At 71.5% G+C, this 14,850-nt stretch carries 14 protein-coding genes; 11 read left to right on the top strand and 3 right to left on the bottom strand.

Annotation, left to right across the window (positions count from 1 at the left end; translation table 11 throughout):
- Nucleotides 1-2: 2 nt before the first annotated feature.
- Entirely contained in the window at nucleotides 3-959 is a 957-nt protein-coding gene (locus AB0I15_RS16855; RefSeq protein WP_358095612.1) for a zinc-binding dehydrogenase, read from the top strand.
- On the opposite strand, the gene AB0I15_RS16850 is transcribed toward AB0I15_RS16855, so the two are convergent.
- The gene (locus AB0I15_RS16850) at nucleotides 934-1,920 is read right to left on the bottom strand and encodes an NAD(P)-dependent alcohol dehydrogenase (RefSeq protein WP_358095610.1); all 987 of its coding nucleotides are present in this window, start codon (nucleotides 1,918-1,920) and stop codon (nucleotides 934-936) included. The two genes, AB0I15_RS16855 and AB0I15_RS16850, sit on opposite strands and share 26 nt — an antisense overlap.
- A 140-nt stretch (nucleotides 1,921-2,060) precedes the next feature.
- A complete protein-coding gene (locus tag AB0I15_RS16845; RefSeq protein WP_358095608.1) occupies nucleotides 2,061-2,834 on the bottom strand; it encodes a glucose 1-dehydrogenase in 774 nt (257 codons plus the stop codon).
- A 367-nt stretch (nucleotides 2,835-3,201) separates the two neighbouring features.
- Between AB0I15_RS16845 and AB0I15_RS16840 the strand changes: the two genes are divergently transcribed.
- From AB0I15_RS16840 to AB0I15_RS16820, 5 genes are read left to right on the top strand one after another with little or no spacing between them, the layout of a single operon-like run.
- Nucleotides 3,202-4,557, top strand: coding sequence for an ATP-binding protein (locus AB0I15_RS16840; protein ID WP_358095606.1), 1,356 nt, complete (start codon nucleotides 3,202-3,204; stop codon nucleotides 4,555-4,557).
- Nucleotides 4,554-4,970 carry a roadblock/LC7 domain-containing protein gene (locus AB0I15_RS16835; protein WP_358095604.1) on the top strand — a complete coding sequence of 139 codons (417 nt, stop codon included), beginning with the start codon at nucleotides 4,554-4,556 and terminating at the stop codon, nucleotides 4,968-4,970. The genes AB0I15_RS16840 and AB0I15_RS16835 overlap by 4 nt, the downstream gene beginning before the upstream one ends.
- The gene (locus tag AB0I15_RS16830; RefSeq protein WP_358095602.1) at nucleotides 4,970-5,326 is read left to right on the top strand and encodes a DUF742 domain-containing protein; all 357 of its coding nucleotides are present in this window, start codon (nucleotides 4,970-4,972) and stop codon (nucleotides 5,324-5,326) included. Before AB0I15_RS16835 ends, AB0I15_RS16830 begins: the two co-directional genes overlap by 1 nt.
- A complete protein-coding gene (locus tag AB0I15_RS16825; protein ID WP_358095600.1) occupies nucleotides 5,313-5,915 on the top strand; it encodes an ATP/GTP-binding protein in 603 nt (200 codons plus the stop codon). The genes AB0I15_RS16830 and AB0I15_RS16825 overlap by 14 nt, the downstream gene beginning before the upstream one ends.
- Nucleotides 5,912-7,186: a cytochrome P450 gene (locus tag AB0I15_RS16820; RefSeq protein WP_358095598.1), complete on the top strand. Its 1,275-nt coding sequence runs from the start codon at nucleotides 5,912-5,914 to the stop codon at nucleotides 7,184-7,186. Before AB0I15_RS16825 ends, AB0I15_RS16820 begins: the two co-directional genes overlap by 4 nt.
- 62 nt (nucleotides 7,187-7,248) lie before the next feature.
- Here AB0I15_RS16820 and AB0I15_RS16815 read toward each other — a convergent pair whose 3' ends face one another.
- Entirely contained in the window at nucleotides 7,249-7,455 is a 207-nt protein-coding gene (locus AB0I15_RS16815) for a hypothetical protein (RefSeq protein WP_358095596.1), read from the bottom strand.
- A gap of 230 nt (nucleotides 7,456-7,685) precedes the next feature.
- Here AB0I15_RS16815 and AB0I15_RS16810 point away from each other — a divergent pair, with 230 nt between their 5' ends.
- The 5 genes from AB0I15_RS16810 to AB0I15_RS16790 all read left to right on the top strand — a co-directional run bounded on the left by AB0I15_RS16810 (nucleotide 7,686) and on the right by AB0I15_RS16790 (nucleotide 14,791).
- Entirely contained in the window at nucleotides 7,686-9,611 is a 1,926-nt protein-coding gene (locus AB0I15_RS16810; RefSeq protein WP_358095594.1) for an FG-GAP-like repeat-containing protein, read from the top strand.
- 158 nt (nucleotides 9,612-9,769) lie between these two features.
- Entirely contained in the window at nucleotides 9,770-10,897 is a 1,128-nt protein-coding gene (locus tag AB0I15_RS16805; protein WP_358095592.1) for an ATP-binding protein, read from the top strand.
- Nucleotides 10,890-12,011, top strand: coding sequence for a hypothetical protein (locus tag AB0I15_RS16800; RefSeq protein WP_358095590.1), 1,122 nt, complete (start codon nucleotides 10,890-10,892; stop codon nucleotides 12,009-12,011). Before AB0I15_RS16805 ends, AB0I15_RS16800 begins: the two co-directional genes overlap by 8 nt.
- Nucleotides 11,981-12,658 (top strand): response regulator transcription factor, encoded by a 678-nt coding sequence (locus AB0I15_RS16795; RefSeq protein ID WP_358095588.1) that lies wholly within the window; start codon nucleotides 11,981-11,983, stop codon nucleotides 12,656-12,658. Before AB0I15_RS16800 ends, AB0I15_RS16795 begins: the two co-directional genes overlap by 31 nt.
- 192 nt (nucleotides 12,659-12,850) lie before the next feature.
- On the top strand, nucleotides 12,851-14,791 hold the full coding sequence (locus AB0I15_RS16790; RefSeq protein WP_358095586.1) for a BTAD domain-containing putative transcriptional regulator: 1,941 nt from the start codon (nucleotides 12,851-12,853) through the stop codon (nucleotides 14,789-14,791).
- Nucleotides 14,792-14,850 lie beyond the last annotated feature (59 nt).

Here is a 14,850-nt window from a genome sequence, read left to right as displayed (position 1 = left end):
CGATGTGGGCACTGCGCCAGCCAGGGCCGGGCGTGTTCGAGCGGATCGAGGTCCCGGTGCCCGACCGCCTGGCGGACGGCGAGGTCCTGCTCAGGCTGCGTGCGGGGGCGATCTGCGGCAGTGACGTGCCGAAGTTCCTCGGCGCGCACGACCCGGACAACCCCTACACCGGCATGGTCGGCGTGCCGCTGCACGAGGTGGTCGGCGAGGTGGCCGGCTCCAACGCCGAAGGGCTCCCTCCCGGAGCCCGGGTGGTCGGCATCGCGGAGAACTCCCGCGGCCTGGCCGAGTACTTCGTCACCCCCGCCCGGTTGCTGCACCGGCTGGACAGCGATCTCGACGACGTGTCCGCGACCGTGGTCCAGCCCCTGTCCACGGTGCTGAGCACCCTGGACCGGGTGCCGGCGGTCCACGGAAAGCGGGTGGCGGTGCTCGGCCTCGGGCCGCTGGGGCTGCTGTTCACCCACGTGCTGAAGAGCATGGGGGCGGCCACGGTCATCGGGGTGGATCGGGTCGACCGGTCCGGGGTGGCGCAGGCGTTCGGCATCGACGAGCTCTTCGTCGGGGACACCCGCGCCTGGTCGGCACGGTCGGGGAGGCCGGACCTCTGCGTCGAGGCCATCGGGCACCGCCAGGACGTGGTGGCGGACGCGATCGAGGCGCTGGCGCCGCACGGGCACCTGTTCGTCTTCGGGCTGCCGGAGGACCACTACGTGATCCCCATGCGGACGTTCTTCCGCAAGCACCTGACCATGCAGGGCGGCACGACGCTCGACTGGACCCGTTTCCTGGCCGAGGCGGAGAAGTATCTCCTCGACCACCCGGGCCTGCCCGAGGCGTACATCACCGACGTGTTCCCCGTCGACCGGGCCGAGGAGGCGTACCGGCGTTACGCCTTCCCCGCCGAGGGGCGGCTCAAGGTGGCGATCACGGCTACGGCGCCGCGTGCTTCGTGGTGATCAGGACGCTGCCCTGCCTGTCACCGGAGTCGACGCGCCGGTGCGCCTCGGCGGCGTCCTCCAGCGGGTAGCGGCGGTCGATGACCGGCCGCATCCGCCCCGCTTCGGTGAGCTCGGTGAGCCGGCGCAGGTCTTCGGCCTTGTCGGTGGCGGGGCGCAGGCCGGTGAAGGCGATGACCGCCCGCTTGTCGCCGAACTTCCGCGTCCAGAGCGAGCGCAGCAGGATCCCTGGGGAGGGAGCGGTCGACAGATAGACGCCGCCGCTGTTCAGCACGCGCTTGCTCCGCGGGAACGAGCTCTTGCCGGCGGCGTCGAAGACCACGTCGTAGGTGCGGCCGGCGCGGGTGAAGTCCTGCTCGGTGTAGTCGATGACGTCGTCGGCGCCCAGCGATCTCACCCGCTCCAGCTTGGCGGTGCTGCACACGCCGGTGACCCGTGCCCCGAAGTGCTTGGCGAGTTGCACCGCCGCCGCGCCGACGCTGCCGGCGGCGCCGTTGACGAGGATCTCCTGGCCCTCGCGCAGGCGCGCGTGGTCCCGGAGGAAGGGTAGGGCCGTCAGCACGCCGTCGAGCACGGCGACGGCCTGGGCGTGCTCCAGGCCGGCCGGCATGACCGCCAGCGCCCCGTCCTCGGACACGAGCACCTGCTCGGCGTGGGCGCCCAGGGCCGGACCGGTGTCGCCGAAGACCTGGTCGCCCACGGCGAAGCGGGTCACGTCCTTGCCGACCGCCACGACCTCACCGGCGAACTCGCCGCCCAGCGTCTTGGCCTTCGGCTTCCTGGGGCCGGTGAACAGCCGCGAGAAGAGCGGCTCGCCGGCGCGGAAGATGGCGTCCGTCGCGGTCACCAGGGCGGCGTGCATCTCGATCAGCACGTCCTTGTCCCCGGGTGTGGGCGCGGGGACCTCTTCGATGCCGAGGACGTCGGGGGCGCCGTACTTGTGGTAGGTCACTGCCTTCATGATGTGTCCCTTCGCGACCTTGGCAGTGTCAAAAATCTTTAACACGACCCAATGTAAAGCGCGACGGACATCATGTCAATGATTCTTAACATCGACCGGCAGGTCTGATCGCCTGTTCGCCAGGGTGCGGATCGCCGGCCTCAGCGGGCCGTCATGGCGCCGTCCACGGCCATCGGCACGCCGGTCACGAACGACGCGGCGTCGGAACTCAGCCAGGCGATCGCCTCACCGATCTCGGCCGGGCCGGCGTAGCGCCCGATCGGGTGGTAGGCCGCCGTCTGCTCCAGCGTCATGATGCCCTGGGAGATGAGGTCGTCGACCATCTGGGTGCGTACGGCACCGGGGCAGACGGCGTTCACGCGGATCCCCGAGGTCGCGTACTCCAGGGCGGCCGCCCTGGTCAGCCCGACCACCCCGTGCTTGGCGGCGATGTACGGCGACACGAAGGGAGCCTCGATGCCCACCAGTCCCGCCACCGACGCCACGTTCACGATCGAGCCCGAGCCCTGCTCCAGCATCCGGGTGAGCTCGTGCTTCATGCACCACCAGACGCCCTTGAGGTTGACGCCCATCGAGGCGTCCCAGGACTCCTCGCTCACCTCGTGGAACCGGCCGTCGCCCGCGGTGTCCACGCCGGCGTTGTTGACGGCGCAGTCCAGGCGCCCGAACCGCTCGACCGTGGAACCGACCATGTCCTCGACGGCGCGGGCCTGGCGTACGTCCACCCACACGAAGGCGGCCTCGCCGCCGGCGGCACGCACCTCGGCGACCGTGCGCCGCCCGCCGTCCTCGTCGATGTCGGCGACCATGACCTTGGCCCCGTGGCGGGAGCACACCAGTGCCGTCGCGGCGCCGATGCCCGATCCGGCGCCCGTGATCAGCGCCACCTTGCCGTCGAGAAGTGAACCTGCCATTGGAGCCGACTCCCGATCGTGCCTAGAACGGATGAGGAGTGGCACCGTACTGGAGGGATGATCAACATGTCGAGAATCGGGTAGCCGCCCGCCTGCGGTGTGTGCCCGGAAAATCCGGGGGCTCCAACATGGTTTCGCCCCACCTTGTGGGGACTTCGGGTGCAGGTTCGTGGATACGGTGAGTATGACAATCGCGGCGTTGTGTCAGTGATCCTACTGACTGGAATGAGCAAAGTGTCGTAAGATCCCTTGTTGCTCGCCCCCCGCGATCATGGAGTCCAGCGAGAACGGGTTCGACCGCGCGTTCGGCCCTGTCGCGTCACGTTCGCGGTGACCGTGCTCCACTTGCCGCCGAGGAGCTCCACTGATGTCAGTACAGGTACGTACCCGCCACCGCCTGGCACGCCCGCCTCTGGGCGAACCCCTCGTCGTACTGGTGGCCACGGTCGTGGTCACGGGGGTCGCGTCACTGGTGGCCGTGCTCACCGCCCCTGACGCCACGCGGACCTTCCTCGCCTGGACCCTCGGCCTGGCGGCCGTCCTGGTGAGCGGCGCGCTCACGTTCGCCGCGTACGGCAGGCAGCAGATCGGCCTGCTGCGCGGCCGGCTCACCGCCGGCGACGCGGAGCTCTCCCGGCTGGCCGGCGAGACGATTCCGGCGACGGTGGAGCGGATCCGGGACGGGGTGTCGGGGGAGTCCGTGCTGATGACGACTCCACGGCCGGCGAGCAGGGCCCACGAGCAGATCCTGCGCGTCTTCGTCAACGAGATCAGCGCGGCGGAGCGGATGCGGGCCGCCACGACCTCCGCGTGCGCCAGCGCCGCCGGCCGGGTCCAGGCCCTGTCCACCAGCATGCTGGCGGACCTGCGCGAGATGGAGGACCGGCACGAGCGGATCAGCCTCGGTGACCTGCTGAAGCTGGATCACACTACCGCGCAGGCCGGCCGGCTCGCCGACAGCATCGCGGTGCTGACCGGGGCGCGGTCGGGGCGGCGCTGGACCAAACCGATCGTGATGGAGAGCATCCTGCGTGGGGCGATCGGCCGAATCAGCGCCTACCAGCGCGTACGCGTGCACTCGGCCAGCACCCTGGCCATCGCGGGGCACGCGGCGGAGGGCGTCATGCACGCCCTCGCCGAGCTGATGGACAACGCCACCAGCTTCTCCCCGCCCACGGAGGAAGTGCACGTCTACGTGGAGGAGATCAGCGCCGGGATCGTGATCACGATCGAGGACTGCGGTCTGGTGATGAGCCCGGCGGCGCTGGCCCGCGCGGAGCGCGCCGTCTCGGCCGAGCCCCTGGACTTCACCACGCTGTCCGGCACCCGGCTCGGGCTGGCGGTGGTCGGCTGCCTGGCCCGCAAGCACGGGCTGACCGTTTCCTTCCGCCCGTCCTCGCGCGGCGGCACCGGCGTGGTCGTCATGATCCCGCAGCAGATCATCAGCCAGAACGTGGTGGCGCCACCGGTGACGCAGCCTCGTCCGCCCACCTCGCGCAGGCGGCCGGCCGAACCGCAGCCGGTCCCCGAGCAGGAAGGCGGGGACCTGCACGGGCTGCCACGTCGTCGCCGGGGGCAGACGCTGGCGGCCGCGTCGTCGGCGCAGACGCCGGCCCAGCAGGAACCCAGGCCCACGCGACCGCCCTCCGACCCCGGAGCCAAGTTCTCCGCCTTCCACCAGGCCGGCAAGGCACGACAGATAGGTGAGGACGAACCTCGATGAGAACCTCAGATCAGGAACTCGCCTGGTTGCTCGAGAACCTCCTGGAGAGGACTCCCGAAGCCAGGCACGCGGTGGTGCTGTCGAGAGACGGCCTGCGCCTCTCCCATACCGCCGCGCTCTCTGTCGACCGCGCCGACCAGCTCGCCGCGATCGCCTCGGGCATCCAGAGCCTGTCGTACGGCGCCTCCATCGAGTTCGGGGACGGTACGGGCGGCCTGCGTCAGTCCATGACCGAGTTCCACGGCGGATTGCTCTTCATCGTGGAGGCAGGAGAGGGCGCGCACCTCGCCGTGGTGGCCGGCGACGATGCCGACCCGGGTCTCATCGGCCACAACATGAACGAACTGGTGGAGCAGATCGGCGAGTACCTGACCTCACCACCCCGCGCAGAGCAAACGAGCAGCCCCCTCTGATGTCGCCGCGCCTGGAGGACGAGAACCCGGACCGCCTCTACGTGGTGACCGGCGGGCGCAGCGACGTGACCGACGACGGCCTCGATCTCGTCACGCTGATCGTGAGTGAGTGCGATCCCACTCCGGGCACGCAGTCCGAGCATGCCCGGATCCTGCGGCTGTGCAGGAGCCCGACGGCGGTCGTGGAGATCGCGGCGGAGCTGCGCCTACCGGTCAGCGTCGTACGCATCCTGCTGTGCGACCTGCTCGACATGGGACGCATCACCGCCAGAAATCCGCGTCCGGTACCCGCCGAGACGCATCTTCCGGACCCCGAATTTCTGAAGCAGGTGCTCCTTGGACTTGAGAAGCTCTGAACAGGGCACGCGTACTCCCTTGCAGAGCTCCGCCACCACCGGGCTCAAGATCGTGATCGTGGGCGGGTTCGGCGTGGGCAAGACGACCATGGTCGGGTCGGTCAGCGAGATCCGCCCGCTGAGCACCGAGGAGACCCTGACCCGGGCCGGGACCGCGATCGACGACGCGCGTGGCGTGGAGGGGAAGTCCACGACCACGGTGGCGTTCGACTTCGGCCGGATCAGTCTGACCGACGAACTGATCCTCTACCTGTTCGGGGCGCCAGGGCAGGAACGGTTCTGGTTCCTGTGGGAGCGCCTGTTCACCGGGACGCTCGGTGCCGTCGTCCTGGTGGACACGCGTCGCCTGGCCGACTCCTGGTATGCCATCGACCGGCTCGAACACCACGGCATGCCGTTCGTCGTGGCGCACAACCGGTTCGGCGAGCCGACGCACACGCTCGACCAGATTCGGGCCGCGCTCGACCTCAGCGACGACGTACCGCTGATCGCGTGCGACGCGCGGCAGCGCGAGTCCAGCAAGGCCGTGCTGGTCAGGCTCGTCAACCACCTCTATGCACTGTCCTCCGCCCGGCAGGTGACCTCATGAGCGATTTCCCAGATTCCTCCGACGCCGCATCCTGGTTCGCCGTCCCCCCTGGAGAGCCGGAGCGCGAAGCGTTCGAGGGCGCCTTCCCCATGTACGGCAGGGCCTACCACCAGAATCCGGCCCGGGTCTTCGAGGAGCTGCGACGGCGTGGGCCGGTGGTCCCGGTCCTGCTCGAAGGCGACATCCCCGGCTGGCTGGTGGTCGGCTACCGCGAGCTGCGTTACGTGCTGAGCAATCCCAAGCTGTTCGTCCGTGACTCGCGCCGCTGGAACCAATGGGACAACATCCCGTCCGACTGGCCCCTCATGGCGTACGTCGGCTACCAGCCGTCGATGTTGTTCGAGGTGGGCGCGGCCCACGAGCGCCGGGCGGGCGCGGTCAGCGACGCGCTGGCCGCGACCGACCTGTTCGAACTGCGCTCCCGCTGCGAGCGGGTCGCGGAGGGGTTGATCAACGCGTTCGTCGGCTCCGGCCGGGCCGACCTGATGGCGCAGTACGCCAACCCGATCCCGCTGCTCGTCCTCGGCTCGATGCTCGGCCTGCCGGACACCGACACCCGCGCACTCGTCGGCGAGGTGGCCACGACGCTGAACGGCGGGCCGGCCGCGATGGAGGCCTACCAGCGCGTCCAGACCATCATGGCCGGGCTGCTGGAGATGAAGCGGCACGACCCCGGCCCCGACCTGCCCTCCCGGCTGCTCGCCCATCCCGCCGGGCTCACCGACGAGGAGCTCACCCAGGACCTGCTGCTGACCCTGACCGCGGGCCAGGATCCGACGGCCACCTGGATCGGCAACACGCTCCAGCTCATGCTGACCGACGACCGGTTCGCCATGACGTTGTCGGGCGGCCGGCGCAGCATCGGCCAGGCGCTCAACGAGGTGCTGTGGAAGGAGGCGCCCGGGCAGATCAGCATCGGACGGTGGCCGGTCATGGACACCCAGCTCGGCGGCCGCCACATCCGGGCCGGTGACCTGCTCGTCTGCGGCCTGGCCGCCGCCAACCTCGACCCCCAGGTGCGCCCCGACTTCTCCGGCGGTTCCGTGGGCAATCACGCTCACATGTCGTTCGGGTACGGCGCGCACGGTTGCCCCCATCCCGCGCCGGAGGTCGCCGAGGTCATCGCGCACATAGCGGTGGAGACACTGCTCGACCGCCTGCCTGACGTGGTGCTTTCGGTGCCGCCGGAGTCACTGGAATGGCGGTCGTCCATCCAGATGCGCGGCCTGGAGGCGCTGCCGGTCGAGTTCACCCCGGGCTATCCGGTCTGACGCGCACGCCGGAAGGTGCACCAGGAGGGCGCGGTGGATCATCGTGGCCCGGAAAGCGCACGCTACTCGCTGATCCAGCCGAGCTCGACCGCCCACTCGTGCGTCATGGCCTCGGCGGCGGGCAGCGTGAGGAACGAAAGGGCGTACAGCACGGCGAGGAGCCCGACCGGAACGGCCCAGGCGCGAGGACGGGTCTCCGGCGGGCCGAGCCGCGCCTTCGGGAGCCGGCGGTCGGCGGGCCTCAGCGCCCACGAGGCGACGGCGCACATCCCGAACACCAGCGCGACATGGTCACGAGATTCTCCTTCGCGAAGGGGCCGGCGCGGTCGCGTGCGTGCCGGACGGTGTCCCACTGATCCGACAACGCAGCGTCCCGGTATGTGAGGCGGCCCCGGCCCGGTATGTCGCGGGTATGTCGGCCGCCGTCCGCGGCACGAAAACGTTGACAGCCGACCCGGCCGGCTGACGAAATGGGCGTCCTCTCCCTGGAAGGAAACCCGTGCGTCTCGCTCGCCCTCTCGCCGCTGCCGTACTGGTGGCCGCCGCCCTGTCCGTCCCGCAGCCCGCGCAGGCGGCGGTGTTCAAGCACCCCGGCGTCCTGGTCAGCCGCGCCCAGCTCGACTTCGTCAGGGCCAACCTCGGCAACGAGCCGTGGAAGTCGGCGTGGAGCGCCCTGGAGCGCAGCTCCTACGCCTCGCTGTCCTACCAGGCCAAGCCCCGCTCGGTCGTGGAGTGCGGCCCGGTGTCGAACCCCGACTACGGCTGCTCGGACGAGCGCAAGGACGCCATGGCGGCCTACACGCACGCCCTGCGGTGGTATCTCACCAAGGACTCCCGCTACGCCGAGAAGGCGATCCAGATCATGGACGCCTGGTCGGCCGTGATCACCAAGCACACCGGGAGCAACGCGCCGCTGCAGACCGGATGGGCGGGAGCCAACTTCTCCCGCGCCGCCGAACTCATCAAGCACACCTACTCCGGCTGGGCCCAGGCGGCCCGGTTCGCCGGCAAGCTCCGCACCGTGTACCTGCCGAAAGTGATCGCCGGCGCGCCCGACAACAACGGCAACTGGGAACTGATCATGACGGATGCCGCCATCGGCATCGCCGTCCACCTCGACGACCGGGCCTCCTTCGACCGGGCGGTCACGACCTGGCGCGGCAGGCTGCCCGCCTACATCTACCTCACGACGGACGGTTCGCTGCCCAAGGCGCCGCCGAACAGCTCGCACAACACCAAGGCCGAGATCATCGACTACTGGAAGGGCCAGACCAAGTTCGTGGACGGGCTCACCCAGGAGACCTGCCGTGACTTCTGGCACACCGGATGGGGCCTCGCGGCCATCTCCCACGTCGCGGAGACGGCCGGCCACCAGGGCGTGGACCTGTACGCCACGGCCAAGCACCGGCTGCGGTTCGCGATGGACCTGCACGCCCGCCTGCAACTGGGCGGGACGGTGCCGTCATGGCTGTGCGGCGGAAAGGTCACCCGCGACCTCGGGGACCACTTCGAGGTCGGCTACAACGCGCTGCACCACCGTCTCGGATACGACGACATCCCGGACGCCACGCGCTGGGTCGAGCAGAACCGCCCGTCGAAGGTGTCCCACTTCCTGGGCTGGGAGACCCTCACCCACGCGCGGAACCCGAACCACGCCGGGATGAGCGGATCGGCCACGCCGGACTTCGACGCCGACGGCGTGGGCGACCTCTTCTCGGCCGCCACCGGAACACTGACCGTCTGGAACGGCGAGGGCGGCAACACGTTCGGCCCGCCCACCGCGATCGACGATGGCTGGGCGGCCTTCAGCCGTCCGGTGGCGGGCGACTTCAACGGCGACGGCCTCACCGACCTGCTCGCGGTCAAGAAGGACGGCGGACGGCTGCACGTCTGGAACGGCAAGGGCGCCAACGACCTCACCGGCCCCATCGAGCTCGGCCCCGGATGGGAGCCGTACGCGGGTTCGTTGATGGCGCTGGGGGACGTCAACGAGGACGGCGCCACCGACATCGGCGCCGTGCACGCCGAGACCGGGACGCTGCATGTCTGGAACGGCAGGGGCGGTAACAAGTTCGGCCCGGCCACCCCGATCGGCGGCGGCTGGCCGCCCTTCAGCCGTCCGATCGCGGGCGACTTCAACGGAGACGGGATCGGCGACCTGCTGGCGGTCAAGAAGGACGGCAACGTCCTGCACGTCTGGAACGGCAGGGGCTCGAACAACTTCACGAACGCGGTCGCGCTGGGGCCCGGGTGGGAGCCGTACGCGGGTTCGTTGATGTCACTGGGGGACGTCAACAAGGACGGCCGCACCGACATCGGCGCCGTGCACGCCGAGACCGGGACGCTGCATGTCTGGAACGGCAGGGGCGGCAACAAGTTCGGCCCGGCCACGGCCGTCGGCGGCGGCTGGAAGCCGTACTTCTGACGGACCTCAACGCGGCGACGGCAACACGGCCGGCTCACCGGCGCAGGCGTCGGCCGGGGCGCTGAGCACCCAGACGATCATCGAATCTCGGAAGGGTGAGGCGAGTCGATAGGCTCGGTGGCAGCGAGATCACGAGCGGGTGAGCGGAGAGGTGGCGGTTGGCCGGGGAGGCGGTGCGGCTGCTGGTGCGCTTCGGCCGCCGGTACGCGGCCGCCGTGCGCCTGGCGACACTCGTGCCGATCTGCGCGATCGCCCTGTCCCGCGCCGCTCCCGAGCACGTCACCGCCACCGCGTACGTGGTCGCCGCCGCAGCCGCCTGGACCTGCGGCTACGCGTGGTGGCTACGCGTGGGCCGGGGGAGCGTGCCGGTCGCCCTCGACGCGGCCGTCCTGCTCGGCCTGTTCGCGAGCGTCTTCTGGACCGGTGCCATCGAAGACCGGAACAGCGGGTGGCTGCGGCTGCTGGTCACGTTCGCCTGCGTGACGTGCCAGTGGCACACGCGGCCACTGGCGGGCGGCGCGGCGGCGCTGGCGGCCGGGGGAGGGGCGGTGGCCCTGCTGGTCGCGGCGGGAGCGCTGGACGTTGACGCGACCCTGGTCACCGGGACGGCGTGGGCGATCCCGGCGGCCGCGCTGTCCAGAGCGGCCTGGGTGGTCGTCAGGCGCGCCGCGGAACGGGCCGACCGGATGGCGGCCGAGGCCGAGCGGGCACGCGGCGAGTCGCTGGTGGCCGCGGCGGCCCGCGCGGACGAGCGCGAGCTCGCCGACTCGTTACACGACACGGCGGCGACGACCCTGCTCATGGTCGGCATCGGGCAGGTGCGTTCGGACGCGGAATGGCTGGCGCCGCAGGCACGCCGCGATCTGGACTGGCTGCACTCCGGCGGCGGGCAGGCGCCGCCGTACGCGGATCTCGTCGGCCTGCTGCGCGCCGACCTTGACGCCACGCATCTGACCGTGGAGTTCGGAGCCCCCGAGCGACTGCGGCTGCCGTTCGACGTCGCCAGGGCGATCGCCGACGCCACACGGGAGACCCTGACCAACGTACGCCGCCACGCGGGCACGACGAGCGCGACCGTCCGGCTGGCCGGGAACGAGCAGAGCCTGCGGCTCGACGTCGCCGACCAGGGGAAGGGATTCTCGCCCGCGGACGTGCCGGCCACCCGGCGCGGCCTGCGCGAGTCCGTGCGCGGCAGGATGAGCCGCGTCGGCGGCACCGCCACGATCACCTCCGCCGAGGGCGCGGGCACCCTCGTCCGCCTGGAGTGGGAGGCCGGCCATGAGTGACACCGCCGAGGAGGTGACGCGCGCGGAGCTGAGGCACGGCCTGCGCATCGCGACGCTGCTCGTCGCCATGGCGGTCGTGTTCGGGCTCGGGCTGGCCCAGCTCCTGCGCTACATGGACCGCTACGAGACGCCGCTCACCCAGTGGATCGCCTTCGCGGCGCTGGGCGCCGTGCTCGCGGGTGAGGCCACGCTGCTCGGCCTCGGGCGTTCGTGGGGCCGGCTGCGCGGGCCCGCCATCGCGATCGTGCTCGGCGCGTCTGCACTGTCGTACGTGACCCTGCCCGACGGGCGCACATCGACCGGCGTCGACTGGATCTTCGGCGCCGCCAACTGGGTGGGCATCGTCGTGCTGCTCGACCGCCCGCTGCGGACGGCCGCGGCGTTCCTGGTGGCCCACGAGCTCACCGCCCTGCTCCACCTGCTCCTGCTCGATGACCCCAGCCGGGCGGACCTGGCCCGGTTCTCCACCGGCTCGGTGACCGTGGTCGGCTTCCCTCTGTGCGTGGCCGTGGTGGCGGCCGTCATGCGCGGCCTCAGCGCGGCGGCGGCGACCTCCCGCCGGGAGATCGAGCGGGTACGCCTCGCCGAGGCCGTCGCCGCGGAGTCCCACGGCCGCAGGCAGCAGCGGCTCGCCGAGCTGTCGGCCACCACGATCCCGCTCCTGGAAGGGCTCGCCGACGGCTCGCTACGCCCCGAGGACCCGGTGGTCCAGCGGCGCTGCGCCATCGAGGCGGCCCGGATGCGGCGGCTGTTCGCCGAGGCCGACGACGTCGCGGATCCCCTGCTGCACGAGCTGCGCCACTGCATCGACGTGGCCGACCGCAAGGGCGTCGTGGTGGAGCTGGACACGCGCGGCCAGTGGCCCGAGCCGCCCGTCGCCGTCCGGCGCGATCTCACCGAGGCGGTGCTCATCGTCCTCGCCACCACCGTCTCCCGGGCACGGGTCACGGTCATGGGCGAGGCCGGCCTGGTGTCGGTCAGCGTGGTCGCGGACTGCGCTGAGACGGGCATGCCGAGCCCGGCGGCGCCCGGCGTACAGGTCGAGGCGTTGACCAACGACGACATGGTCTGGATGGAGGCGCGATGGCAGCCGACGAGCCGATCACCGCGGTGATCGTGGACGACCACGCGGCCATCGCCGCAGGCGTGCACTTCTGGTGCTCCCAGGCCGTGCCGCCGATCGACCTCATCGACGCCGGGGACCGGCTCGCCGATGTCTGGACCGGCCCCGGAGCCCTCGCCGACGTGGTGATCTTCGACCTGGAGCTGGTGCCGCGCCGGCCGGACTTCGGCGAGCTTCGCCGGCTGGTCGACAGCGGCCGGCGCGTGATCGTGTACTCCCAGCACACCGACGACGCGACCGCCATCAAATGCATCGACCTGGGCGCCCTCGCCTACCTGACCAAGCGTGAGGGGCCCGATCATCTGGTGCCGGCCATCCGGGCGGGCGCGCGGGGCGAGCCCTACACCGCGCCGTCGCTGTCCGGGGCGCTCATCGCCGATGACGACCCCGGCCGGCCGCGCCTGTCCCAGCGTGAGACCGAGGTGCTGCGGGCGTGGTTCGTGTCCTCGTCCAAGGACCTCGTCGCCGCGAAGCTCAACATCACCGTCAAGACCGTGGACACCTACATCACGCGGGTGCGCGTGAAGTACGCCAACGTGGGGCGGGCCGCCCGTACCAAGAGTGAGCTCGTCGGCCGCGCGCTCGACGACGGGCTCATCACGCTCGCCGAGCTCAACCGAACGGTGACCTCGTTGTAGGGCGTTCACCGGACACCGGCGCGCCCCGCGCCTCCATAGAGTCGTGGCGAGCCCGCGCGGACGTGCACCGGCACCCGAACGGGATCGGCGGCGGCGTTGACGACGACGCGCCCGCCGCCTGGCGATGACGCCGTTCCCGCCCGAGCCGTCCTCTCATTCGCGTCGGCTGTCCCGATGACAAGGAGGGCTCCGATGGAACTGGAGATCAGGATGCTGGGGCCATGGGAGACCGTGGCCGACGGTGAGCCGGTGCGGCTGACCGGTGAGCGGCGGGTCGGGGTGCTGGCCAGGCTGGCGCTGAGCGCCGGCCAGCCGGTGGCGGCGGAGGACCTCATCGCCCAGGTGTGGGACCAGGGCACACCCACGACAGCGGGCAAGCAACTGCACATCGTGGTGTCGAAGCTGCGTACCATGCTCACCCCCGATGTCATCGCGACCGTCTCCGGCGGGTACCAGTTGAACCTCGCGCCCGAGCGCGTCGACGTCCACCTGTTCACGCTCCTGGGACGCCGGGCACGTGCCGCGCGGGCCCAAGGCGAGCTCACGAGGGCCGGCGAGCTGTTCCAGCGGGCCCTGGCCCTGTGGCGGGGCGACGCGCTGGCCGGCATGACCACCTCCTGGGCCCTCGTCGAGGCCGCCCGGCTGGAGGAGGAGCACCTGACCACGCTGGAGGACCACATCGACCTGCGCCTGGCCGCCGGCGATCACCACGCGGCGGTGCCGGTGCTCGCCGCCCATGCCGAGGACCACCCGCTGCGGGAACGTCCGCGCGCCCAGTTGATGCTGGCGCTGTATCGGGCGGCCCGGTCCGCCGAGGCTCTCGCGGTGTACCAGGAGACGCGCCGCGTCATGATCGACGAGCTGGGCATCGAACCCGGAGCGGCGCTGTGCCGGCTGCAGCAGGCGGTGCTCCGGCGGGATCCCGCACTCGACCTCGCCTCTCCCGCGCGGCGAACCACGCTCGCCAAGCCCGTCATCCCGATCGAACTGCCGGCCGACACCCGCTTCTTCACCGCCCGTGCCACGGAACTCGCCTGGCTGCACCGGACGCTCACCGACGTGGTGCCCGGACTGCCGGCCGTCGCCGCGGTCCACGGTCCCGGCGGGGCCGGCAAGTCCGCGCTGGCCGTTCACGCCGCCCACGCCGTCGCCGATCGCTTCGCCGACGGCGTTCTCTACGTCGATCTGCGCGCCGCCACCGCCGGGCTCCAACCGCTGACGCCGTACGAGGCCCTGAGCCGGCTGCTGCGCTCGCTCGGGCTCGACGGCGCCGCCGTACCGGCCACCCTGGACGAGGCCGCCGCCCGCTACCGATCGCTCACCTCGACGCGCAAACTGCTCGTCGTCCTCGACGACGCGCTCGACGCGAGCCAGGTCCGGCCGCTTCTTCCGGCCGGGCCCTCGTGCGCGGTCATCGTCACCAGCCGCCAGATCATGGCCTCGCTCGACAGCACCAGCCATCTGCGCCTGACCGGGCTCGACCCGGCCGACGCCGCCGCGCTGTTCGCCCGTATCGCGGATTCCGGCCGGGTCCGCGCCGAACCGGATGCGGCCCGGAAGATCGTCCGGCAGTGCGGCGGCCTTCCGCTCGCGCTGCGCATCGCGGCGGCGCGCCTGGCCGCCCAGCCCGATCGGACGCTGGCCCACCTGGCCGACCAGCTCGCCGACCCCGGCCGCCGCCTCGACGCCCTCGAACACGCCGACCTGGCGATCCGCGACAGCATCGCGGTCGGCCTGCAGCACCTTCCGGGAGAGCCCGCGGGTCACGACGCCGCCCACACGTTCCTCCTGCTCGGCCTGCTGGAAACCGCCACTCACACGGTGCCCGCCGCGTCCGCTCTCACCGACTGGCCGGAACACCGCGCCGAAACCGCGCTCAACCACCTCGTGGACGCCCGCCTTCTCGAGCCCGCCGGGCCGGGCCGGTACCGCATGCCCGACCTGATCCGCCTCTATGCCCGCGAGCAGGCCGCCCTCCAGGTGCCCGAACCGGTCCGCGCCAAAGCCACCCGCCGCGCGTCCCGTCACTACCTGACCACGGACAGGACCGCCCACGTCATGATCGAACCCGGTGTGGACGGCTCCCTGTGGGGACGCCGCGGCCAGCCGGTCTGCGGAGGATCGGAGTGGTAGCCCGGCTCGCGGTCAGCGCCGCGCCGCGTCTCACCGCGGAACGGTGCATACCGGCGACA

The sequence above is a fragment of the Nonomuraea sp. NPDC050643 genome (assembly GCF_040654715.1).
Lineage (GTDB): Bacteria > Actinomycetota > Actinomycetes > Streptosporangiales > Streptosporangiaceae > Nonomuraea.
This window is presented reverse-complemented; position numbering and strand designations above follow the sequence as displayed.

Excerpts from the sequence above, each read along its gene's own strand:
- AB0I15_RS16855 (WP_358095612.1), top strand. The coding sequence starts at position 3 with ATGTGGGCACTGCGCCAGCCAGGGCCGGGCGTGTTCGAGCGGATCGAG.
- AB0I15_RS16850 (WP_358095610.1), bottom strand. The coding sequence starts at position 1,920 with ATGAAGGCAGTGACCTACCACAAGTACGGCGCCCCCGACGTCCTCGGC.
- AB0I15_RS16845 (WP_358095608.1), bottom strand. The coding sequence starts at position 2,834 with ATGGCAGGTTCACTTCTCGACGGCAAGGTGGCGCTGATCACGGGCGCC.
- AB0I15_RS16840 (WP_358095606.1), top strand. The coding sequence starts at position 3,202 with ATGTCAGTACAGGTACGTACCCGCCACCGCCTGGCACGCCCGCCTCTG.
- AB0I15_RS16835 (WP_358095604.1), top strand. The coding sequence starts at position 4,554 with ATGAGAACCTCAGATCAGGAACTCGCCTGGTTGCTCGAGAACCTCCTG.
- AB0I15_RS16830 (WP_358095602.1), top strand. The coding sequence starts at position 4,970 with ATGTCGCCGCGCCTGGAGGACGAGAACCCGGACCGCCTCTACGTGGTG.
- AB0I15_RS16820 (WP_358095598.1), top strand. The coding sequence starts at position 5,912 with ATGAGCGATTTCCCAGATTCCTCCGACGCCGCATCCTGGTTCGCCGTC.
- AB0I15_RS16815 (WP_358095596.1), bottom strand. The coding sequence starts at position 7,455 with ATGTGCGCCGTCGCCTCGTGGGCGCTGAGGCCCGCCGACCGCCGGCTC.
- AB0I15_RS16800 (WP_358095590.1), top strand. The coding sequence starts at position 10,890 with ATGAGTGACACCGCCGAGGAGGTGACGCGCGCGGAGCTGAGGCACGGC.
- AB0I15_RS16795 (WP_358095588.1), top strand. The coding sequence starts at position 11,981 with ATGGCAGCCGACGAGCCGATCACCGCGGTGATCGTGGACGACCACGCG.
- AB0I15_RS16790 (WP_358095586.1), top strand. The coding sequence starts at position 12,851 with ATGGAACTGGAGATCAGGATGCTGGGGCCATGGGAGACCGTGGCCGAC.